Source organism: Vibrio sp. 10N.261.55.F4, assembly GCF_041470465.1.
GTDB classification, from domain to species: domain Bacteria; phylum Pseudomonadota; class Gammaproteobacteria; order Enterobacterales; family Vibrionaceae; genus Vibrio; species Vibrio crassostreae_C.
The window spans coordinates 143,230-166,673 of record NZ_JBFRMM010000020.1 but is presented as its reverse complement, the minus strand read 5'-3'; the positions used below and the strand labels follow the sequence as shown (position 1 = coordinate 166,673).

Sequence of the window (23,444 nt, the reverse complement as noted above, 5' to 3'; positions counted from 1 at the left end):
TTGTAAGGGTTATATCACATGCAAGATCCACTATTGAACTCACTGATCTACGTTAGCCGGTATTACGGGTTAGCTAACTCGCCCGAAGCGTTGATCAATGGGCTACCACTATCCGATGGAAAGCTAACCCCTTTCCTATTCCCACGCTCTGCTGAACGAGCAGGATTAGTGGCAAAAGAAAACCGTTCCGACTTAGAAAAGATTCCTCACCTGATACTGCCTGCGGTCTTACTACTTAAACAAGGTGAGGCGTGCGTTCTCAACAGTATCGATTTAGAGAAGCAAGAAGCGGAAATCATTACTGCGGAAAGCGGAATGGTGCCAATCATCATTCCTGTCGAAGAGCTGAAAGAACAATTCATCGGCCGCTACTTCTTGGTAAAGAAACAGTTCCGTTATGATGAACGTTCACCAGAAGTTCTAAAAACACGTAAAGGGCATTGGTTTTGGAGCACGATTTGGGAATCTAAAAACATCTACCGAGATGTGTTGATTGCCTCCATTCTTATCAACATCTTCGCGATTGCCGCGCCGATGTTTACACGCTTGGTGTACGACAAGGTAGTTCCCAACCTCGCCTTTGAAACTTTGTGGGTGCTGGCAAGTGGTATCTTTGTCGTGTTCCTATTCGATTTGCTGCTCAAATTGATGCGCAGCTACTTCATTGACGTTGCCGGTAAGAAATCCGATATTCTCATTTCCTCCAAACTGTTCAGTAAAGTACTGGGGATTCGTATGGAAGCGAAGCCTGCTTCTGTCGGTGCTTTCGCTAAAAACTTGCAAGAGTTCGAATCCATTCGTGAATTCTTTACCTCTGCAACCATTGGCTCGTTAATCGACCTCCCCTTCGCACTGATGTTCTTAGCGCTAATTTGGTTAATGGCTGGAAACCTTGTGTTTGTTCCCGTTGCTGGCGTGGTCATTTTGATCGTCTATGCATTGCTAATCCAAGGTCCACTGCGCCGTACCATTGAGGAAGGCTCTCGTCTTGCTTCGCAGAAGTACGCGAACTTAATCGAGAGTTTGGCAGGGTTAGAGACGGTTAAGCTGTTCAGTGCGCAAAGCCAATTCCAATTCCGTTGGGAAGAAGCCGTTGCTCACATGGCGAATTGGAATATCAAAAGTCGACGCATCACTGACAGCATCCAAAACACCGCCGGCTTTGTTCAGCAAAGTACTAACGTTGGTATGATCATCTTTGGCGTGTATCTAATTGCAGAAGGTGAACTTACGATGGGTGGCTTGATCGCTGCAACCATGTTGAGCGGCCGAGCGATTGGCCCGCTTGTTCAGCTGTCTTTGCTTTCGACTCGTTACAACCAAGCAAAGTCATCAATGACTCTGATTGAGCAAGTGATGTCGATGCCTGATGAACAAGAAGAAGGTAAACGCTACATTCACCGTCCGATTATTCAGGGCCATATCGCGCTAGATAAAGTGACGTTCCACTACCCAGATTCACCAGTGGCTTCAATTAGAGACTTAACCCTCAATATTAGTCCTGGTGAGAAAGTAGCAATCATTGGTCGTATTGGTTCAGGTAAAACCACACTAGAACGTCTGATTATGGGCCTGTACAAGCCCACAGAAGGCCATGTACGTATTGATGACACGGATATGGAGCAACTGCATCATGTCGACGTACGACGCAATATAGGTTGTGTTCCGCAAGACAGTAACCTGTTCTACGGTTCAGTAAGAGACAACATTACTTTAGGTCGTCCTTTGGTGGATGACCGTGACGTGATGGATGCAGCAAACCGTGCAGGGGTAACCGCGTTTACTCAACAAGATCCTGCAGGTTTGGAACGCCAAGTGGGTGAAGGTGGTGCCTTGCTGTCTGGTGGACAACGTCAGTCAATTGCCATTGCTAGAGCCTTCCTTGGCCGTCCGCCAGTGTTGTTGATGGATGAGCCGACCAGTGCTATGGATAACCGTTCAGAGATGCACATCAAACACCAACTTAACCAATTGCTACCAAGCGAGACGTTAATTCTGATTACACACAAAACGTCGATGTTGGACATTGTCGATCGAGTGATCGTAATGGAGAAAGGCTGCATCATTGCAGATGGTCCTAAAGCACAGGTTCTTTCAGACCTTAAACAAGGCCGAGTGAGAGCCGTTAGTTAGAGCGCTCAAGCCACCTAAATAATTATCAGTAGAAACCAAAAGGGGAGCATCAGCTCCCCTTTTTCTATTTGTCAGTATCATCACCTAAGCCAAGCATCACTTATGTTCAACACAAAGCCTACAAAGCAATATCCTCTTGCTCCATCTTGAATGAACATTGGATCTCGTATTGGTTGAATGAGAAAACACTTCCGCCGTGAGTTCGCTTGGTTGTGACTGTCTCATCACCAAATTGAATCGTCACTCGGGTATACACTTTTTCGTGTACCTCTACAGTACATTCAGCAAGGTTGGTTTCAAACTCTGCTTCGAGTGTATCTAACTGCGACTTTGTGTTTTCAATTGCGAGATTATTCTTCTCACGTTGCTGCTCAATTTCTAGGGCTTGCTCTTCGCTTCTCTCGGTTTTAGGGCGCTTCTTAAATTCTAACTCTTGGCGAATCACACCCATGGTTTGCTCTTGAGTGTGTTTATAAGCTTCCTTCAGCTCGGCTAGCTTTTGTCGGTAACCATCGTAGCGCGCAAAGCCATGTACTTTAGTTGCGGTGTCTCCCTCAACACCTAAGAAGACACATTCTACTTTCCCGCCGACTTTGGCTTCACCACCGCTGAGCGTGCCGTGTTTTTTCAAACTGTCCATCACGATAAGGTTGTTACCACAGCGAATGTCATTACTCATACTGTGCACACCAAGTCTAAGGTCGTTGGCCGTTTGTAGCTCAGCATTCTGTGCGTAGCTTGCTGTGATAGAGCCTTTACTGAATACCTTACAACTTTTTGGCTCCCCCTCTTTAGTCGTATGGCCGATAATGCCTTTGGCGACTTTGATATCCCCCTGGGCTTGAACTTCGGCCGATTCGATAAAGCCACCAACCGTAACACTTCCGGTCGCCTTGACGATCATCCCCGGCTCGATGTTGCCAGAGACGAAGACATTACCTTTAAATTTAACATGCCCAGTTGAGACATCGACGTTGCTGACACATAAGGCGTCATCCACTTCGATGGTTCGATCTTTAATGATGGGCAATCCAGGGTGTGAGGCGAGTAGTAAATTGGGATCTTCAGGGGAGATGTAGGTGCCCTTTCCTGGCTTGATTAAACTGTCTTGCCCAGGAAGCGGTGGGATAATTCGGCCTTGAACGGTAAAGCCAGCGATACCTTTGGTAGCGGGGGTACGTTTCATTAAGTGATCATTTTGACCAACGGTAATGGTTTGTCCCAAGTCTCGCATATCAATCTTGCCTTCGTCTTTGCTGCGAGGCTTCAAGACTTGGCGAGTAATATCTTCAACCAAAGCGGCAAACTTAGCATCCTTACCTTTTACTGGTTGTGTCCCTTTAGCGACGGGCTGAGTAAACTTTTCCCCGGGCTTAAGTTTGCTACTCATCATCAGAACTTTTCTGAGCGCTAACTTATTTATTCCTTTTGTTATTTGAGCTAGAGATAAGCACTGAATGATGTCGCTACCACGCAGTGGGTGTCCATTGTAGGGACCAGTGACCACGAGACTCGCCAACATCTCATCATCAGACAGTTCGACCGCAACAGTGGCATTTCGAACTTCAGCAATCAAGATTCCTTCATAAGCTTCACCCTTACCTTCTTTAGCAAGAGTAACGAAACGCAACACCTCTTCTTCGAAAAGAAAATAGTTTGATGCATTCAAAGCTTCCAAGGTTGGTGGCAGCGTCTTGTTATCAAAGCTTGCGTCAACCACAATCCCGGTTGGCAGACATGCCATTACTTGTTGCTTGTCTTCCGACAATGTAACGATGTTATCCCACATTCGAATTGAGTATCCCTAATGACTCAGTTGTTATTCAGTCTATATAATTCATTCTGCGCTGAGTATCACATTATTAGAATAATCAGCGTCACATCACTTACTTTCGATTCTGCAAACATGACTCATAAATAAGACTTACACATTTTATGATCTGCTTCGCCTTTACAAATACATAGGAAGATTTTTTCAGAATATTTCGTGTGATTGAATGTCGATTCGATATTGGTGCAAGATAGTAAAGGCGAATAGCTTTAGAAGATTAAAGGCTGTCATGGAGAGATGAAACAGAAGTGATGTAACAGATAGTCAGGGTAAAAACGGATTTCAATATGGAGCTTCAGTTTACAGTGTAAATCCAAGATTCTAATTTACACTGTAAATCTAATTTGTAGCGGTCAGTCTATTTAAATGATGGCTAGCCTATTTACACTGTAAATTTGCTAACAGAGCATCGACATCTTTACGAAACTGAATCTCTGCTTGTTTACGACCAACCAGATTAAACTGTTCGACACAAGCCTCCCACTCTTTCTGCTGAACAACCTTTGCGATGAGTAAGTCAGAAATACCTATGTTTCGATCGTTACTGAGTAGAATCAAGTTCAGTACGCTGAAGCTGATCGCATCATAACTGTTGCCACCGTTCACGTAATTTCTAACTAACTGAGTTTCAAACTCACTAACGGTGTGAACACTCTTTGGCAGCAGTGCTCGCACCATATCGGTTTCAAGTGAAACCAAAGAACCTGAAACAAGAAAACAGTAGCTACGCTCGAAGTGATTTTGAACTTGGTTTATCCAGCCTTGAGAGTTTGAGTTAAGCGCCTTAACCATCAGAACCGAGTGACAGCCACTGGCCTGATCTCGCTGGTGGCCGATGTGCACAGCTTCAAATTCACTACCACGCCAAAAAGAAATCAATTCGCTGGTCGCGCCAAAGCTTGTCGCCAGATAATCTGCTTGGCTGGTTTGCTGTGATAACTGAGCCAACATCCAACGGCCAATACCCAAACCTTGATGACGTGCTGAAACAGCAATGCGCATAACTCGAAGGCACCGACTGGTCGCCGCCTGAGTACAGCCAAATTGGTTTGCCAGTAATACAGGGGCAAGGTGACCTTGAGGCCTGCGTTTTCCAAGTTGAACTTGAGCAATCAACTCGCTGTCCAAACCACCCTCTTCCGTCACTAACATACAACCTAAACATTTATCTTGCTGCCAAGCGGCGTATAAACGGATTGCTGGATTGTTGAGAAATTGCATTAAGTCATTTGGCGAGGTCTGATAGTGCGCATCCACGAGAAGAGAAAAACATTGTTGTAGCTGCTCAGGATTAGACAAGCATTCTGATTTTGATAACTCGCCCAAGTTTAATTGGTTGATTGCGTCAGCAGAAAAGCCTTCGATTTCATCAACCGCCGATTCAGTGACTGATGCGTCATTACCAAGTAGGAAGCAATCAAACAACCAAGCTTCTAGCGGATCGTTGCTATTCCAACGAATCGGTTGTTCGAGCTTAAAGCCTTTCCACCCCGGACGATGCTCAGAAAGCCAAGACTCAAACTTAATACCGAACCCTCGCCCACTGCCTTCGTAACCATGTACCGTGGTTGAAAAGACCATACGGTGATAGATGTCGACCATGGATTTAAGCATCGGAATTGGAATTGCAGCTGCTTCGTCAACCAATAACAGATCGCAATCAGGCTTAGATTTAAGTAATTCATCTGCTGCGACGAATCTTAAACTGCCACCTTGATGACGAATGTGAGTAGCGTTAACCACTTCGCAAGATTCTAACCCTTGGCTAGCATGAGAAAATACCGGCATTACCGCTTTCACTGAAGGCGCGGTAACAATAATATTAAACCCGTGACGCTCAACTAACAGCTGCGCTGCGGCAATACCCAATGTCGAGCTTTTACCACGCCCTCTATCCGCAGTGAGAATCAAAGGACGTTTACGATGTCCAGACACAACTTTTTTAACTAATTCAACAGCCGTATTTTGCTGTTCAAATTTATCCAATCCGTTTTGGGCACTTTGCATCTGAGGAAGAGCGTGAGTCGCTTGAACTACATCGCCGGCTTCATTGTGTTGTGAAACAGAAATCAGTTTATCGAAATGACATTTTAACCAACGTTGACCAAAGCTTTCGCTATCTTCAGAGGCATCAACTTTTGGCGGCAACACCAACAACAGCCCACCACCGACTAACGAACCCAGCGCAGCACTAAAACCATTCGCATCAAACTGCTCTCTAAAGTCACAAACAAGAACTTGGCACTCACGACCAAGCAGTTGTTGGCCTTTTTTTACTGGAGCATGAATCACACCTTCAAATGACGTACCGCCAATCTGGAAGATGCTCGGAGTGTGTGAGTCTTGAAGGAAGGTAAAAACAGCTGAGTTTTGCCAATCAAAATCGCCATCAAAGACCACACCGTAACGGTGATCGTTATGTTGAGCAATATTAGAAAGTGTCTGCAGAAAAGTGTTGGTTGGGTTTGTCATAGTTAGCGTCCAGATTCATCTAAACACAGTTTATCACAGCCAAATAAAAAGCCGCATTAAGCGGCTTTAGAGGAGTAATGAAAAGTCGTCGACTTAGTCGAGCTTCGATTGAACGAAGGCGAGGATTTCTTCCATTGTTGCATCATCAACTTTCTTAAGGTTCAACGCCAAGTTTGAACCCTTGCGGCTGTATGATGCGCGGCCCTTAATAAGCTCAACTTTTGGAGAAGCTTTTTTCGCTGGCGCTGGCGACAATTCAAGAATCCAACCTTCCAAAGTTTCTGTCACGTCTTTGGTTAGACGAGTTACGCCTTGAGCTTCACTACGCTGCCATACGAAACCTTCAGAAGCATCACACTTAGTCAGCAGTGTTTGCTGCTGTTCACTCGTCAATCCACCAAACTGCTTGTGTAGCTTAACAATAGTTGGACGACCAAGGTCGCTCACATTTGGGTAAGCTTGTAGCAATTCAAGTGGTAAAGCGGCTGCTTTCAATGCACCACTCACCAAAGCTTCACTGCACTGGAACATTTTCGCCAGTGCTTTCTGGTCTTCAGCTTCGCCTTTATCTAGCTTCGCTTGCATCTCTTTGCCCTTCTCATAAAGAGAAAGCGGTTTATGAGCGTTAGCTACGTCTGATAGGAACTTAGCGTGTTCGCCGTTAATGTTTTCAGCAACATAGATTAGGAACTCTTTGTCAGCCAAAATACATGACATACGACGACGGCTACCATCAAGAACTTCAATCTTACCGTCTTTGTTCTTACGACCAACCGCTGGGTATTGCTGACCACGTTCTTTCAATGTTGTAAGAACATCAGAAAGCGCGTGCTCGTTTAAGAAAGATTGCTCACGAGCGTTCTCTTCAAAAACAACCGTTCGAGTAGCCACTTCAGCCGCAGGAATTCGAACCAATTCAAATGAAACCAAATCTTCGCCAGCAACAGAAAGCTCAATCACTTGAGCCTGCTCTTTTGCCGCTGTTTGCGCTTCTTGTGGTGTTGCTACGCGACGTTTGTTTGCTTTACCAAATAGCTTTGCATTTAAGTCAGATGTTTTAATTGCCATTGTTGTTATCCCTGATTAAGTGAAGGCCAGTTGCTATGTAATACGCGCTCTAATTCTAGAGCACTTTTTTGTACTGCGTCTTGAGCAACAGCTAGAGTTTTCTTACCGCCCTCAAAGTCGCTCACCGTTAGATCGAAAACCGTGCTGTAAGTGTCGGCACAGGTTTCAAAAGCACGGCTTCTTGGAATGGTTGCCATCATTACTTGGTCATTCAACAGGTAGTTCATTTCAGTCAGAACTGACACCTGTTTCTTGTTGTCGTCTTCAAACATGGTTGGCATTAGACGAACAAATTCGAGCCCTTTCCAGTCATCCGGGAACATTTCGTAAACCGTTGGTAAGTGCTGGAAGAAGTTAACCGTTGAAGCCCAATCCAAACGCTTAGCTGCACATGGAATCAGAAGTGCGTTCGACGCGTACATTGCATTCCATACTAGAGGGTCAACGTGCGGGCCGGTATCAATCATAATCACATCGAAGTCATCGGCGATTTTGTCGATAAGCTTCTCTTTTAACAGACGAACAATATCAAGTGACTGATCTTGTGAAAGGCTTTGCCACGCTTCAGCGTTAAACATCGCATCTTCTGGGAAAGCAGAAATTGTCTTCAGGTTTGGATACTGAGTTGGCAATAGTACGTTCTTACGAAGAAACTCTAGATCGACATCTTGGCCTTCAGGCACGTTGTCCAACATGATATCGACGGCAGAATAGATGCTGTCGTGCTCTGCCCCACTAATTTGTGGATTTAGGAACAGACGCAAAGAGCCCTGTGGGTCCAAGTCAATCAGACAGATACGGTAGCGCTTATCCAAATTCAGAGACAAACAAGCGGCTAAGTGAACTGCTGTCATTGATTTACCCGTACCACCCTTCTGGTTTTGTACGTTGATAATCCATGGCTTATTATCAGCGTGCTGCTTACGTTCATGGAACTTCGGCACTTCTGCCGCGTCCATCAACATGTGAGCTTCTGTCAATGAAATCGAGTAATGATTAGCGTTGTTCTTTGTGAACTGATGGCCATCAGCTTCAAGTTTAGTGATCGCTTCATCGAGCTTACGACGCGTTAAACCAGAACGAGTCTCCATCATAGCTTTAGACATTGGAGGGAAATGTTCATCACTTCGCTCTTCCAAAATAATCTCAATTCGGTCAGCCTGAACTTGTTGAGTTTGTTCGGCTAGCTGATAGAGCTTATCAATCGTTTGTTCTCTTTTCATTGCCAGTTTCCGTAATGATTAACTAAGTACAAATTGTACAGCGATCAACAACAAACACAACAAAAACATGAACATACATTTATGAGTAAAATCACATAAAATAGACCGCGTTTTTACAATTTGATGAAACATCGCCTTAGACAAACACAAAAATGACTGTTTCTATCATGTATAACCATGCTATTTCTAGACTACATTTTAAATGTTACAGCATCACTTATTTACAATGTAAATGGAATTTCAACGAAAAACCTTCGGAACGATTGAAATACAACCGTAGATTACGGTTGGTGTGATTTGCATTCGAATTTATAGATTTTCAATACAATAAAAATTAAAAAACGCTCAATGAACAATAAGATTCAAAACAGAAGAGAAGACGGGGTGTCAAAAAACAGCAGAGGATTGGAGCCTAACCGGAAGAATGATCATGGACCACATCCAGTGTAAGATAATTGATAACGCCAAATTATGAAGCATGATCAAGGCGTAAACTGAGCAATATTGATCCGAGCAACTGTACATTGAAAATGATCAACCTCCGGAAAAATGATCAAGTAAACATAGTTCCGGAAGCATGTAATTTATGAACTAAGTTACGGACAAATGCTTTTGGAATGGGGATTCAACGCCTATAAGGGCTCAATGATTGAAAATTCAATCGACACAGACCAAGAATACACAAACATGACAATTTCATGATCATGCTTCCTAGTTAAGACCCACCCGCTCTAAATACATCAAAGCAATCCATTTCCAGCGGATACAGACTAAATTTTGCACTCAATAGGGTAGGAACGATAAAAAAGTATGCTCTCTTGATCATTGTTCCGATAGATTGCCACCACAAGTGTCCACTTAGACAACTCAAAAGCGACTTAGAAACCGATGTTGAATTCCGATCTGTGGATAAGCTGTATAAGTATAATGATCATGCTTTCGAACCAATAATGATCATGCTTACAATGACTTAATGATCATCGTTCTGATGTTCTGTGATCATGCTTTCTTAAGTTTAATGATCATAGTTTCGGAACCTTTATGATCATGCTTTCCAAGGCGATTTATTTTAATGCTTTAAATTCAGCCACTTATAAGCAAGGTTACGTCCAGATCATTAGATCACTTAATCATTTAAGATCATATTAATCAAAAAGATCAGTTATTTAAAAGCCAATAAATTCTCTTTATTTATGATCATTCTTTCTTTATCATTCAGGAACTATAGTGTAATTACGGTTAGTGTGATACGGATCAAAAATGAAACCAGAAGAGAAATTGTTAATTAAGGCACGAAGCCACAAAGATGGTCATTTATTTGAGGTATCTGAAACAGCCGTTGAATGGATAGAACAATATCAACACTTCAAAGGTGTCACTAAAAGCATAGTTGAGCTTCTTAACCTAATTTCACTTCGTGGGTTTAGCAGTAAAGACGGGTACGTTTCCACCACTGAGATTATTGAATCAACCGATGGTCAAGTCACTCGCGCAGCCTTACAGCAAAGGCTGAGAGCTGCAGTTAATATCGGATTGTTCAAACAAATCCCCGTTCGCTTTGAAGAAGGCCTTGCTGGTAAAACCATGTTGCATCGCTTTGTGAACCCAAACCAATTGATATCGGTGCTGGGTGCCACCAGCTTAGTGACAGAAAGCGTGAAGCAAAATGAAAAGCAAAAGCGCTCTAAAGCCCTAGCTCAAACCAAAGTAAACAAGCGCTTACTGAATGAACATGGGTTGAATACCCCACCAACGATGAAAGATGAAGCGGATCAATTCATTGTTTCGCCAACCAATTGGGCGGGGATTATTGATCAAGCGTTAGCGCCACCTAGAACTCGTAAGAGCTACCAGAAATCCATGGTTTCGATCTCTGGCACTCGCGCTGTGATCGAGACACGATCTTCTAAAAATATCATGACCGTTGACGATCTGATGACGCTATTCGCGTTATTCACTCTCACCGTTCAATATCATGATCATCACCAAGATGATTACCATCTAGACGCGAAACACACGCCAAACAAAACACCACTCTACATCACTGATATTTTGTCTTTACGTGGCAAGAAAGACAGCGGCCCTGCACGTGATTCTATCCGCGACAGTATTGATCGTATCGAATTCACGGATTTCCAACTGCACGAGCTTACAGGTCGTTGGCTTAGTGAGAACATGCCAGAAGGCTTTAAGAGTGATCGTTTCCGATTCTTAGCTAGAACCATTACCGCATCGGAAGAAGCGCCTACAGAAGGCTCTGACGGCGAAATTCGCATTAAACCGAACCTATACATCCTGGTTTGGGAACCTTCGTTCTACGAAGAGCTGCTGACGCGTGACTATTTCTTCCTATTTCCGCCAGAAATCCTGAAGCAACATACCTTGGTTTTCCAAGTGTATTCGTACTTTAGAAGCCGCATGGCACGTCGCCATTCAGATAGCATGTTGCTCAGTGAGCTCAACCAGAAATTGGCGCGTAACATCGATTGGCGTCGTTTCTCGATGGATCTGATCCGCGAGCTCAGAAAATTGGGTGAAGCCGGGGATCAAGAAGATACCTTCCTGGTTAATCTATGGGGTTATCACTTGACGATCACCGCGTTGATCGAAAAAGGGAAAACGACCGATTATCAGGTAGATATCAAATGTAATGTGGAAGAAGTATTACGTTACTCAAGAGCGCGTACCACTAACGCAGGTAAGCGTAATATGGCACCAACGCTGCCGAACCCACTTCGTAACGAAATGGTGTCTAAGCAGAAACTGGAAGAGCTGTCTGAGATTATCGACGGTGAGTTTGAACCCATTCAGCGTAAAGCACCGTCGCCAAGAGGCAAATTGGGACGTCGAGTTAAGCAGCGTAAACACTCTGTTGAGATCAACGCTGACGAGATCATGATTACTCTCTCTAAATATACCTCTGCAGAGGCTCTAGAACGCAGCATAACGGCTTTATCTGCTATGACAGGGCACTCACATGCCTCAATCAAAGAAGAGTGCTCAGAGCTCATTGAGAAGCTTGATTGGTTGAGAGTAGGGGAGGACGTTATCCCATACGAAACACTGAGTCGCTTGATTGAGCTATATAACGACCGAGATAGCACCAGCAATCGACATCTGTCCATTGAACGTTTGATCTCTGGTTTAGCGGTGCGTCGTAAAGTGTGTAAACAAGTTCATGAAGGTCATTTAGACGAAAACGTGTTCCTTGCGCTCGATGAAATGGCGATTGGCCACTAGTCATTATCCTATCGCGATAAGCCTGTTTTACCGTCGCTGAATGGATAGTTTTGAACACATTAGGTGCTGATTAAAATCGCACCTAACGCTGACAAAGTGATGACAAAGTAGCGCATTTAGTTGATTATTATTTATCCCGAATAGACAACCTTTGTCCTTTCTTGTGATTAATAGATTGGCTCATATTTTGTTACATCATACTGAATAGATTTTTGCGAGTTCCCAAGGGACTCGCTTTTTTTTGCCTAAAATTCAGTCAATCATTAAAATTCAATAGCTTACAGAGTTAAACGCCGAAGCATGATCAAGGCTCGATCATGCTTTCTACGGATCTAGCTCTGGTGAGATTCTGATTTGATGCTTGATCGAGAAGGGCTTGATCAGTGGAGATGGCGTTGAATAATTCCTTGATCATCGTTTCGGGGATGGGTTGCCATAAAGCGTACATGCGACTCGATCAATTTTTCAGACTCTGCTTTCCAACGTGGTTCTTGCTGTTGGTTCGTAAACTCCAAAGCCAATACACACAAGTGTTGTAGCCGCTGTGTACACCACTCTTGCAATCTTGCTTCTGATTTTGGGTCACATGACACCGCTTGCAGCTTACTGTAGGCAAACATTAGGTATTGGTAGGCTTTATCTTGATGGCTTGAGCTGTTGGCCTCCTGCGAAGCCAAGTCCGGATTCGATGAATCCGCGAGGTGGCGATAGAAAGTAAAGATTCTCAGGCATCCGTCTAGCCAACATGCGATGCCTTTGCTCTGCTCATCCGTGATCAATGGCCCCCAGAGCGCATCTGGAGGCGTTAAGATCAAAGGTTCTAACCGGTCCACTTGATCATGCTTTCGGTCTTTGTACCAATCTCCGATCCGCTCTAACCAAGTGTCTAGTTCATTCATGCAACGTTATCCCACTGTTTTACAAAGTGATTATCAGAAACTTGTTTGATTTCATGCTGTATTTCACTGCTCTGCTCTCGAATACGATCAGCGTCTATTGAATAGTTTGGCTCATTTTTGACGAGTTTGCCAAATGGCAGATCGGGATCTGGTACCGCAGAGATCAACAACTTAGTGTACGGGTGTTGTGGATTGGTCAAGATCGACTGGGTTGATCCCCACTCGACGATCTGCCCTTTGTACATCACCGCCGTCTCTTCAGCGATGTAATGTGCCGTGGCAAGGTCGTGGGTTATGTACAAAAAGCCTATGCCTAACTCTTGCTTCATTTTTTGCATCAAGTTCAACACGCCAAGTCGAATCGAAACGTCCAACATCGAGGTGGGTTCGTCAGCAAGAATAACCTCAGCGCCAACGGCCAGTGCTCTGGCTAGGTTAACCCTCTGTCTTTGGCCCCCACTGAGCTCGTGCGGGTATTTGGCTAGCGTTTCGATGGATAACTCCACCAGCGTTAATAACTCTTTGAGGCGCTCTGTGAGAGCCTGTTTAGTGGCTACCTGTTTATGGAGCTTAAGTGGGCGCGTTAAATGGTGATCAATAGTGTGAGTGGGATTGAGTGAACCAAAGGGGTCTTGAAAAACCATTTGCACACGGCTGCGATAATCCAAGATATCTTTACGGCTTTTCAGAGTAGAGATGTCTCTGCCTTTGAACAGTATCTCTCCCTCTGTCGCAGGGTAAACCTTGGTCATCAATCGTGCGCAGGTGCTTTTCCCGCAGCCTTATTCTCCGGCTAAGCCGAAAATCTCGCCTTAGCCTATGTGAAAGCTAACGGATTTGATTGCATTGAAAGAGGGGAAAATGAGAGTTGGATCAAACCACATTTCTTATGGGGAATCTTTTAAATATAATTGCAGAAAATGGCTTTGGCAAAGTTTAAATGAGGCATTTATTAATTAGCTTTGTGAAGCGTCGGAATCATCACACTTCAGTACAGAATTTCTTAACAAGCGAAAAAGCATTTGCTACAGATTACCTGTCCATTACATGGTGCTTTTCGGAGGAAAACATGTCCATTAATTCTATCAACCATGATGAAATGACAAATATTGCAAACAAGTGGGATGCTGAAGAAGAAGTATCTTTCAAACCAGAAAAGAAAATGAAGTCTGCTGAAGCTCGTCGTCGTATCGAGACTCTAAGAGAAATTAGAGAAAGCGGTTTGAGTCTGGAAGAAGCGAGGGAGCTAGGTCTTATTCACTAATAATCCCCATTGCATTTAGAAGGGTGGCACAACGCCACCCTTTGATTTATAAGTGTTTCCTATCCAGATTTAATCAACTCCTTGATTCTTTGGCTCACTGTTCCGTTTAGCCTATCCCTTGTGATATTACGCTTTTCAGATGAAAAACACGCACATGGCATACTCTTGAACTAAGTTGTTTGACAGTCATATTCAACGCCACTAATTTTAAAGTTAAAGCAAAAATATGCGATGTCGTTGGTAAGGAGAAGGCTATGTCTAATTCTGTGGCTCAAGTTAAAGAAGTGCTGTTTTACGAACCCGAAGATCCGAACGGATACCTGTCAAATTTTGCCGCTTGTCCTATCAAGGTAGGTGATCAAGTTTGGGCAACCAGCGAACATTATTATCAAGCGATGAAGTTTGCCTCCGAAGCGCTACGTAATACCATTTTGGAAGCCAGTACACCTGCTGAAGCGTTCTCTTTAAGTCGTGACTACGAAGACCAAGTTCGCGAAGATTGGTATGACATTCGTGTTGAAGTGATGCAGTTTATTGTGACGGAGAAGTTCAGACAGAATCCACAGTTTGCGCTGTTTCTTACCAATACCGGAGATTCGGTGATCAAAGAACATTCGCACAAAGACCACTTCTGGGGCGATGGCGGCGATGGAACCGGCGAGAACCATTTGGGTAAGATTCTGATGGCAGTGCGTCACCAGCTTCGCACTCAGCAACTGCATTTGATTGCTTCGCACTGATTCGTCGATTCAGATAGCGGCATGCTTATGATTACCCCTTAGACGCATTTAAAAGGCCGCCCTGCTATCTAGTATGAAGCAGGGCGGCCTTTTCGGTTTTAGAGAGTCAGGCATCAACGAGAGTTAACGTACGTGACTAAGCTATCCGTTGCTAAGTTCTAAGTTACGCTGGTGCTATAAGTAACTCTGTACGATGTCGTCAAGCTGTCCATCGTCTTTCATTTGGTCTAGGCGTTGGTTGATGAAGCTTTGCAGCTTAGGATCCATCTCAGGGTCAAACGCCAAATGGATAGGGTAGTTATTGATGACAGAACCAAACTCATGCATCTGGTAATCATCAATACTCAGTTTTTGCTCGTTTAGGTTGTATTTGATTCGTGATTCCATTTCCACAAACACGGTGTCGCCAGGTGCTCGGTTCAGGACACGAAACGCAGCAGTGTAATCTTTTACTCGAATCTCGTTGAGCTTGCCCTGTTGGATATAAGATTCCAAGTTCGGATACTCAAATCCTTTCAGCAATACCACGGCTTTCCCATCGAGATCATCGATTGTATTGAACTCAAATGGCTTTTTACCGCTGCTGAGTAATACGTGTTTTACATTGTAAATCGGGTCTTCAGATAGGTTCGCAGATTGAATATTCCCCCAACTAGGGCTGCCATAGGTAACCCAGTTTGGATTCTCTCTCGCATCGAGCTTGTCGATCATTCGATTAAAAGGGTAGGTGTGGTAGTTGATCTCATATTGGCTGTCATCAAACACGGCTTCCACAATATCTGAAACAATTCCTCTGTGAGATGACCCGTCAGTTTCGATTTGAAAAGGTTGCGCTTGGCTCGCAATAATGTAGTAGTGAAGAGGTTCGTTTGCAGAAGCATAACTGCTTGAAAACAAACTGACTATGGATGCAACGATAAGATGTTTTTTCATAACCTTCCCTAGTTATTTGATGAATGACTACTATTATACTAGTTGAGTAATTGTAGTTTGCTAGGATAACAATAATGGTAATTTGTGTATGGTGACAAAAGGAAAACGCTACGTTGGACTCTCCCGACAGTTGATCGGGATGATAATAGCGATCAGTACCTTATTCACAGTTATAGTGACAGGTCTCGGGTTGTATGTAGAGTACCAAAGTCGAGTTTCTTTTATCAGCTCTCAGATCGAGCAGGTCAAGGCTGGCTACCTTTCTGGTTTAACGGCAAGTTTGTGGGTTGAAGATCGAGAGCAATTGTTTGTGCAAGCCGAAGGCATCTCTCGCCTCCCTTCGGTCAGTTACCTTCTTATCGAAAGTCCCGATGAAAAAATTCTAGAGTTAGGTCAAAAGACCGAAGGCCAATCTTATTCTCAGTCTTGGGAAATGGTGCACCAGATGGGCGGCACAGACTTCCCGTTGGCGACGCTCACGGTGCAATCAGACTTGAGCATGATCCTAGATGACTTTGAAGAACGAGTGTTATTGTTGCTCGCCTTCGAAGCCGTTAAAATCTTCTTGTTGTCTCTCGTATGTTTAACCATCGTCTATCGTCTTGTCGTAAAACGTTTGATGACTATGTCTTCCCAAATCAACCAACAACAGGTCGAAGACAACAAACCGCGCTTTATAACGCCAACTCACTCTACTTACAAAGATGAGATATCGACTCTAGAGAGTAGCTATAACCGATCGGTAGAACGTATTCGTCAACAATATCAAGAGCTGGAAAAAGCTAAAGATGTTGCTGAGGTGGCCAACCGCAATAAAAGTGAATTTCTTGCCAATATGAGTCACGAAATCCGTACACCAATGAATGGGATTATCGGGTTGTCGTCTTTGCTCTCTGAAATGGATATGCCGAAAGAGCAAAAAGAGTACATCAACATGCTCAACACCTCTTCGCTTACGTTGCTCGACTTAATCAACGACATTCTCGATTACTCGAAGATCGAAGCGGGGCGACTAGAGCTTCAGCAAGAGCCGATGAAAATGATGGGCATTGCGGCCGACGTTGAATCAACCTTTCGAGTGAAAGCTGAACAGAAAGGGCTTCGATTCCAATTAGCGATCGACCCTAAGATCCCAACCATAGTGATTGGCGACGGTACTCAACTAAGACAAGTCCTAAATAACTTAGTAGGTAACGCGATTAAATTTACCGAGCATGGCCACGTCACGCTCTCGCTTCGTTTGGAAGAGGCGGTTGAGCCTGAGCAAAAACTCAGAGTGAGGTTCGAGGTTGTCGACAGCGGTATCGGTATTGCAGAAGACAAACAGAAATCGGTGTTCGATAAGTTTCAACAAGCCGACGGCAGTACCACACGTATTTATGGAGGCACAGGGCTTGGTCTAACAATATGCGAGAAGATAGTGACATTGATGGGCAGCAAGCTTGAACTCACCAGTGTTGAAGGTAAAGGCAGTACCTTCTATTTTACGGCTGACTTTGACCCGTGTTTAGAAGCCGATGAAAGCAATATCGATTTCAATAAGGTTTCGGTTCTGCTTGTGGATGATAGCCAGCTGAACATGCGTATAACGTCTACACAGCTTCAATCCTTTGGCGTTAAGTCTGAGTGCTGTGAAACGGCAAACCAAGCGTTAGAGTTGGTTTCAGAGTCTGTGGCTAAGTCATCACCTTATGATCTCGTTCTGATAGACAAAGTAATGCCGTCCGTTGATGGCTTTCAACTGGCGAGAAGCTTAGTTGAACGCTTTGGTAGCGAGTGTCCCAAGTTAGTGATGATCTCTGCTGACCCTAGAAAGCAAGATGAAGCTCGTGCTAAACAAGTCGGTTTTGTTGCCTACATTGCGCGTCCTTACCAAGATAATCAGCTTAAATGGACCATCAGTGAGGTACTCGCGAGAGCGGCTGATACTTCAGTCTTTACCTATCCGAACAGAGGAGAGGTTGCGTTTAAAGATAATGAACCTGTGCCGTTAAGTAAACCTGCAGCGGTTGTTAAAGATGCTCCCATTGTCTCTGTAAACGCCACACCAGCCGATAAACAAGCTCCAATTCAAGCAGAGTCAAAACCTGTCGCAGTTGCCGGAGAATTTAGTGGTACAGTTTTAGTTGTTGAAGACTCGCGAGTAAACCAACAAGTCGCCAAGATGATGCTCAAGAAGCTTGGCTTTGAGGTTGATATTGCCGACAACGGTGAAATTGGTGTCGAGAAATTCAAAGCCAACGAATACGAGATGATTTTTATGGATTGTCAGATGCCGGTTCTCGATGGCTTCGAAGCGACCAAGCAGATCCGAGCGCTCGAAGAAGGGGCTGCAAAGCATATTCCAATCATTGCGCTGACGGCCAACGTCGTGCAGCGAGACAAGCATTTGTGCTTCGATGTAGGCATGGATGAGTTTTTACCTAAACCGGTTAACCAAGGCAAACTGAGAGAGATCGTAGCGAGTTTCTTGTCGAAAGAGACGGAATCAAACAAAGAACATGAGCAGCAAATTGTTTAGTTGAGTATCTCTAATCTTACTTTCATTAAAAGAGTAATGAGGCGAATTAGACATAGTCTTTTATGCCGTTGGTTATATTTGAAGTATCGTGTGAAAGAAATGATAAAGGTGGCCTGAAAAGACCACCTTTTTTGTATGTGTCGGTTTGAACTTAATCTCTATCGATTGCGAACGCAGACCATGCTTGACGTGTCGGCATCACTTCGACTCGGTTAATGTTGATGTGATCTGGCAAGGTTGCGATATAAAACATCTGCTCGGCAATATCCTCTGCTGACAACGGTGTAGTGCCTTGGTAAAGGTTGTCTGAAGCCGTCTGGTTACCTTTAGTTCTTACAAGAGTAAATTCCGTTTCTGCAATACCAGGGGAGAGGTCAGTCACTCGTACCCCTGTGCCTTGTAAGTCACAACGTAGGTTGTAACTGAACTGCTTTACGAACGCTTTGCTGGCACCATACACATGGCTTCCTGGGTAAGGCCACTGTCCGGCGATTGACCCAACATTGATGATTGAGCTTCCTGCGCCTTTTTTAATTAACGTAGGCAACAGCGCATGAGTAACATTAACCAAGCCTGTGACATTGGTATCGATCATAGTGTGCCAGTCTTTCAAGTCCACATCAGGCGCGCCTTCTGGTGCCAAAGCTAACCCAGCATTATTGACCAATGCGGTAATCGATGAAAATTCAGCGGGTAATGAATCAATGGCTTGTTTTACGGCGTCTGCGTCTCGAACGTCGAGTTGAATTACATGCACAGGCACCGTTAATTCTTCCTTTAGGTCGAGTAGCCTTTCGATTCGACGACCAGACAGCACTAACGACCAGTTATCTTCTGCGAAACGTTTTGCTGCCGCTTTGCCGAAACCAGAGGTTGCCCCTGTAATGAACGCTATCTTATCCATAAATACATCCTTCTAATTTGAAATTAACATAAGTAGTGCCATGCCGATCAAAATCGGCGCGGTCGTTGTTTTTGCAGACAAGTTCGGTACTGATAGATACAGTTTTTGCCCCAGTACATTGCCAATCAAAGCTGCCGGTAATAGCCATAAACCTGTGATGAACGATTCTTGGTTAAATGCGCCAATCCATATGAAGCCGATCAGTGAAATCGCTGAACTCAGCAGAAAAAACACAATCGCGGTGGCTCTCTGTTCACTGGTTTTAATGGTCAGGTTCATCAAATACGTCACTAATGGCGGACCTCCTGAAGAAGCGGTGGTCATGCTAAACCCCGAAATGGCTCCCGCCCAAAACGCGTGTCGTTGGTGCAACCAAGTGAGGCGTAAGTCCAAAATAATCAGCGTGCCAGCGACCAAAGACATCATCGCGATAAAGGCCTTCAAGCCTGATTCCGATATCGTGCTAATGAAATACAGCGAGAAAGGCACCGCAACCAACATGCCAATACACAGCGGCGCAATAAGCCGGATATTGATGGTGGTTTTACTTCGCTTGAGCAGAGGAAAGGCACTTAAAAAGTCCAACAAGATAGCGATGGTTACCGCTTGCAATGGTGGAACAATAAAGCTGAGGGAAAGCGCTACGATAATCGCAAACCCAAATCCTGAATAGCCTCGAACTACTCCTGCAAACAGAATCAATGTCATCGCTAATCCTAATTCCACTCTTGCTCACCTCTTTGCTTTTGATATTGCTGCTGCGTTAATTAGCGTTCGATGAGACCTGTCTCGTCTGCCTTTCAATCTATTCACACCTAAGAGTTTTGAATAGAGCCAGATCGACGATTGGATTGGGTCAGGCTGTTTGTTGGATCGGGGATGAGACTTGGGCTGATGTACTGGCCCAATGTTTTGTTGAAACTGACACTATGACCTCCGCCCTGTTTGGGATGAAGATTATTCCATCCGATAGCGCAGCCTTTTCAATGTCGTGTTTTGTGTCTTTCATTCTCGAAGACGAGCCAAGCACGAGCGGCTGTGAATCTAGTGTTGTTAATGGAGACGATGAAATGGAAGTATCAACAGAACAGCTTGTGAACCAAGATATTATCGACCTCGACAAGAGCGTATTTCATTCTTGGTCGATTCAAGAAGCAGCGGAGCCTATCGCCATTGCGGGTGGGCAAGGATGCAAAATGTGGGACTACGAAGGTAAAGAATACCTTGATTTTAGTAGCCAACTGGTTAACACCAACATTGGTCATCAGCATCCACAAGTGATCAAAGCGATTAAAGATCAGGCTGATTCATTAGTGACCGTTGCCCCTGCGACCGCCAACCTCACTCGTGGTTTGGCGGCTAAGCGTATCTTGTCGAAAGCGCCAAGCTCGTTTAAGAAGGTGTTCTTTACCAATGCAGGGGCAGATGCCAACGAAAATGCGATTCGCATGGCGCGACAATTCACAGGGCGCGACAAGGTGCTATCTGCTTACCGTTCTTACCATGGCAATACAGGTACTGCTATTGCTGCGACGGGGGATTTTCGTCGAATTCCAAACGAGTATAGCCGTGGGCACGTTCACTTCTTCAATCCATTTCTCTATCGAAGCGAATTCAACGCGGCGACTGAGGCAGAAGAGAGTGAGCGTGCCCTGCAGCATTTAGAGCGAGTGATTGAATGCGAAGGACCAACGGCGATTGCGGCGATTATCCTAGAGACGATTCCGGGAACGGCTGGTTTTCTCATTCCGCCCAAAGATTACCTTATCGGCGTGCGTGAGCTGGCAACCAAACATGGCATTCAGTTGATATTCGATGAAGTCATGGTCGGCTTTGGCCGCACGGGTAAGTGGTTTGCGTTTGAGCACTTTAATGTAGTGCCGGATCTGATTACTTTCGCGAAAGGGGTGAACTCGGGTTATGTGCCGGCTGGTGGCGTGGTGGTCAGCGAACCGATCGTTGAGCACTTTAAGTCAAACTTCTTTATGGGCGGCTTAACGTACTCTGGTCACCCTTTGGCGATGGCTTCTATCGTTGCAACGCTCGATGTGATGGAGCAAGAGGGCATTGTCACACATGCTGATAACGTCGGTAACAGCGTTTTAGGGCCGCTTCTACTGAGCCTTCAAGAGTTGCACCCTATGATTGGTGATGTGCGCGGCAAAGGGATGTTCTGGGCTGTAGAGCTGGTGGAAGATCGTGAAAGTAAAACACCTTTGAGCAATGAAAAAATGGGGCAATTGAAAGCGCAATTGACCAAGCGAGGCCTGTTGACCTTCATTGTGAATAACCGCATTCACGTTGCGCCACCTTTGGTTATTCAGCCAAGCGAGATAAAGAAAGGCGTTAAGATCATTGATGAAGTGTTGTTTGAACTTGCTTCTTAATTCTTCAATAAGATAGCTAGCACAGCAACCAAGGCACTTTGACAAAGAATTCCCCGTTCTTTTCAACGTGCCAAACCTAACCTTCAGAAACGACAAAAGAGCATCGATTGATGCTCTTTTTACGTTCTTTCACTAAATCAGTCTGGTCAAACTGCTCTTAAGTGATGCTAGATCTTCATCACCTCTGACAGCTCTTTGATACCGGGTGCGATCAGATCTTTGTCGATGGCGTGAAAGCCCAATCGAAAATAGGAATTGGGGTCATATTCTGACAATGCTTCACAGCCCGATTCCGTTTCGGTATTCGTCATAAAGTGTGAATAGCCTGTCTCAATCAATATGCCCTTTTGGGCGGCTCGTGAAGCTAAACGCTGGCTATTGATGTGGCTGGGCGTTTGTAGCCACAGAGAGTTGGCCTGCTCGCTTTGAGCCAGTCGCTTGCAGTCAGGTAAGTACTTCAAGACAGCATCGTTGATCAGCTTCCAGCGCTGGCGAGTGTTTTCTCTAAAGCGCCTCACAAAGCTGTCGTAGTAGCCTTGTTCAATAAAGTGCGCTACTTCCATCTGAACACGGCTTGGCGCATGTCGGTACATCAAGCGACGCAGTATTCTAAGGTCGTAGATTAACTCTTCAGGTGCCACGATGTAGCCTAACCTCAAGCCGGGTGCCAGTAGCTTAGAGAAGCTGCTGACGTAGATGACTCTCCCTTCCTTGTCATTGGCTTTTAGCGCGGGTTTAGGATTCCACTCCACGTTGCACTCGGCGTCATAGTCATCTTCGATAATTACCGCGTCATTGGCTTTGGCCATTTCAAGTAACTGAGTTCGACGCTCATCACTCATGGTGACGCCGGTTGGAGCTTGATGGCTAGGCGTGACATAGAAGTGATCACACAGTGAAGAGTGCTCATTGAATCTCAATCCTTGTTCATCCACTTGATGCGGGTGTAACTGCGCGCCAGAGAGATTGAAGATGTGATTCGCTTCTTTGTAGCCGGGGTTCTCGACTCCGACTCGACTCTGATGGTTCATGAGCAAAGTCGAAATCAAATACAGCGCATTCTGCGAACCTAAGGTTATGAGGATCTCATCACTTTGGGCATGAATACCGCGCTGTGGGAGCACCCTTGTGCGTATCTGTTCGACCAGCATGTCGACGTCTTTATCGACCTTGTCGCAAAGCCAGCGGTGATCATGTGGGTCTGAGGTGACCTTTCTTGTCGCTTCTCGCCATTGAGCTAATGGGAAGTCATTGATAGAGGGTTGGCCAAAAATAAATGGGTATTGGTAACAACTCCAATGCGAGGGTTTGACGATGCGTGGGTATTGGCCCAATTGCAGCTTAACGCGTTTGCTCCAATCCGGTGCATTGTCGCTGTCGGCTGATTCAAAATGATCCAAACTCGCGTCGATAGTATCACTCGGGTTTTCATACTTTTCTGAAAGGTAATAACCACTGCGAGGCTTACTGATGAGGTAGCCATCGTCGAGCAAACTGTCGTACACCAACGAGACAGTATTGCGTGAAACACCCAATTGGCTAGACAGCTTACGACAAGACGGAAGCGCTTGTTCAGCCGGAAAAATACCATTCAATATCGCCGTCACCAAATAGCTACGTACTTGTTCTTGCAGGCTTCTTTTGGAATCAAACTCGATGAAACAATTGTGATTTATCGCCATGAGATACAGTCCTTATTCTCAGTGAACCTCAGTCCAATTTGTATAAAAGAGCAAGAAATGCGCCAGAGTTCATATTGATGTTTTAAGAGTGTGTTTTGCTCTCTCTCAACCCCGAAAATTACGTTGTCCCAAACTAGAAAATCGTTC

The 23,444-nt window shown here is 44.8% G+C and carries 15 protein-coding genes and 1 pseudogene; 6 read left to right on the top strand and 10 right to left on the bottom strand.

The window, feature by feature from the left end; all coding sequences use genetic code 11:
• Positions 1–18: 18 nt before the first annotated feature.
• Positions 19–2,133: a type I secretion system permease/ATPase gene (locus AB4249_RS10930; protein ID WP_017061209.1), complete on the top strand. Its 2,115-nt coding sequence runs from the start codon at positions 19–21 to the stop codon at positions 2,131–2,133.
• Between the two features lie 118 nt (positions 2,134–2,251).
• Here the strand turns inward: AB4249_RS10930 and AB4249_RS10925 are convergent, their stop codons facing one another.
• The 4 genes from AB4249_RS10925 to AB4249_RS10910 form a co-directional block, all read right to left on the bottom strand.
• Complete coding sequence (locus tag AB4249_RS10925) at positions 2,252–3,922, bottom strand: DUF342 domain-containing protein (protein WP_372073590.1); 1,671 nt, start codon at positions 3,920–3,922, stop codon at positions 2,252–2,254.
• Between the two features lie 420 nt (positions 3,923–4,342).
• A complete protein-coding gene (locus AB4249_RS10920) occupies positions 4,343–6,436 on the bottom strand; it encodes a GNAT family N-acetyltransferase (RefSeq protein ID WP_372103077.1) in 2,094 nt (697 codons plus the stop codon).
• 93 nt (positions 6,437–6,529) lie between these two features.
• Positions 6,530–7,504 carry a ParB/RepB/Spo0J family partition protein gene (locus AB4249_RS10915; protein ID WP_229647585.1) on the bottom strand — a complete coding sequence of 325 codons (975 nt, stop codon included), beginning with the start codon at positions 7,502–7,504 and terminating at the stop codon, positions 6,530–6,532.
• A 5-nt stretch (positions 7,505–7,509) separates the two neighbouring features.
• Complete coding sequence (locus tag AB4249_RS10910) at positions 7,510–8,727, bottom strand: ParA family protein (RefSeq protein ID WP_017061213.1); 1,218 nt, start codon at positions 8,725–8,727, stop codon at positions 7,510–7,512.
• 1,260 nt (positions 8,728–9,987) lie between these two features.
• Here AB4249_RS10910 and AB4249_RS10905 point away from each other — a divergent pair.
• Positions 9,988–11,967 carry a replication initiator protein RctB domain-containing protein gene (locus tag AB4249_RS10905; RefSeq protein ID WP_017065140.1) on the top strand — a complete coding sequence of 660 codons (1,980 nt, stop codon included), beginning with the start codon at positions 9,988–9,990 and terminating at the stop codon, positions 11,965–11,967.
• 380 nt (positions 11,968–12,347) lie between these two features.
• On the opposite strand, the gene AB4249_RS10900 is transcribed toward AB4249_RS10905, so the two are convergent.
• Positions 12,348–12,866: a hypothetical protein gene (locus AB4249_RS10900; protein ID WP_017066347.1), complete on the bottom strand. Its 519-nt coding sequence runs from the start codon at positions 12,864–12,866 to the stop codon at positions 12,348–12,350.
• A pseudogene (locus AB4249_RS10895) lies at positions 12,863–13,648 on the bottom strand (ABC transporter ATP-binding protein); the annotation flags it as partial. The pseudogene AB4249_RS10895 and the gene AB4249_RS10900, both read right to left, overlap by 4 nt.
• Before the next feature lie 287 nt (positions 13,649–13,935).
• Between AB4249_RS10895 and AB4249_RS10890 the strand changes: the two are divergent.
• Both AB4249_RS10890 and AB4249_RS10885 read left to right on the top strand, forming a co-directional pair.
• Positions 13,936–14,130, top strand: a complete 195-nt coding sequence (locus AB4249_RS10890) for a hypothetical protein (protein WP_017061218.1) — start codon at positions 13,936–13,938, stop codon at positions 14,128–14,130.
• Positions 14,131–14,309: 179 nt separating this feature from the next.
• Positions 14,310–14,870: an NADAR family protein gene (locus tag AB4249_RS10885; protein WP_032547138.1), complete on the top strand. Its 561-nt coding sequence runs from the start codon at positions 14,310–14,312 to the stop codon at positions 14,868–14,870.
• A 174-nt stretch (positions 14,871–15,044) separates the two neighbouring features.
• Here AB4249_RS10885 and AB4249_RS10880 read toward each other — a convergent pair whose 3' ends face one another.
• Complete coding sequence (locus AB4249_RS10880; protein ID WP_102332335.1) at positions 15,045–15,803, bottom strand: ABC transporter substrate-binding protein; 759 nt, start codon at positions 15,801–15,803, stop codon at positions 15,045–15,047.
• A gap of 88 nt (positions 15,804–15,891) precedes the next feature.
• Between AB4249_RS10880 and AB4249_RS10875 the strand changes: the two genes are divergently transcribed.
• Positions 15,892–18,324 (top strand): response regulator, encoded by a 2,433-nt coding sequence (locus tag AB4249_RS10875; RefSeq protein WP_372057679.1) that lies wholly within the window; start codon positions 15,892–15,894, stop codon positions 18,322–18,324.
• Positions 18,325–18,475: 151 nt separating this feature from the next.
• Here AB4249_RS10875 and AB4249_RS10870 read toward each other — a convergent pair whose 3' ends face one another.
• Together AB4249_RS10870 and AB4249_RS10865 are read right to left on the bottom strand one after the other, a co-directional pair.
• The gene (locus AB4249_RS10870) at positions 18,476–19,228 is read right to left on the bottom strand and encodes an SDR family NAD(P)-dependent oxidoreductase (RefSeq protein ID WP_017061222.1); all 753 of its coding nucleotides are present in this window, start codon (positions 19,226–19,228) and stop codon (positions 18,476–18,478) included.
• A 12-nt stretch (positions 19,229–19,240) separates the two neighbouring features.
• Positions 19,241–19,936, bottom strand: a complete 696-nt coding sequence (locus AB4249_RS10865; RefSeq protein WP_017061223.1) for a sulfite exporter TauE/SafE family protein — start codon at positions 19,934–19,936, stop codon at positions 19,241–19,243.
• Between the two features lie 362 nt (positions 19,937–20,298).
• Between AB4249_RS10865 and AB4249_RS10860 the strand changes: the two genes are divergently transcribed.
• Positions 20,299–21,615: an aspartate aminotransferase family protein gene (locus AB4249_RS10860; protein WP_069595314.1), complete on the top strand. Its 1,317-nt coding sequence runs from the start codon at positions 20,299–20,301 to the stop codon at positions 21,613–21,615.
• A 167-nt stretch (positions 21,616–21,782) separates the two neighbouring features.
• Here AB4249_RS10860 and AB4249_RS10855 read toward each other — a convergent pair whose 3' ends face one another.
• Positions 21,783–23,297, bottom strand: coding sequence for a PLP-dependent aminotransferase family protein (locus AB4249_RS10855; protein WP_017066354.1), 1,515 nt, complete (start codon positions 23,295–23,297; stop codon positions 21,783–21,785).
• Between the last annotated feature and the right edge of the window lie 147 nt (positions 23,298–23,444).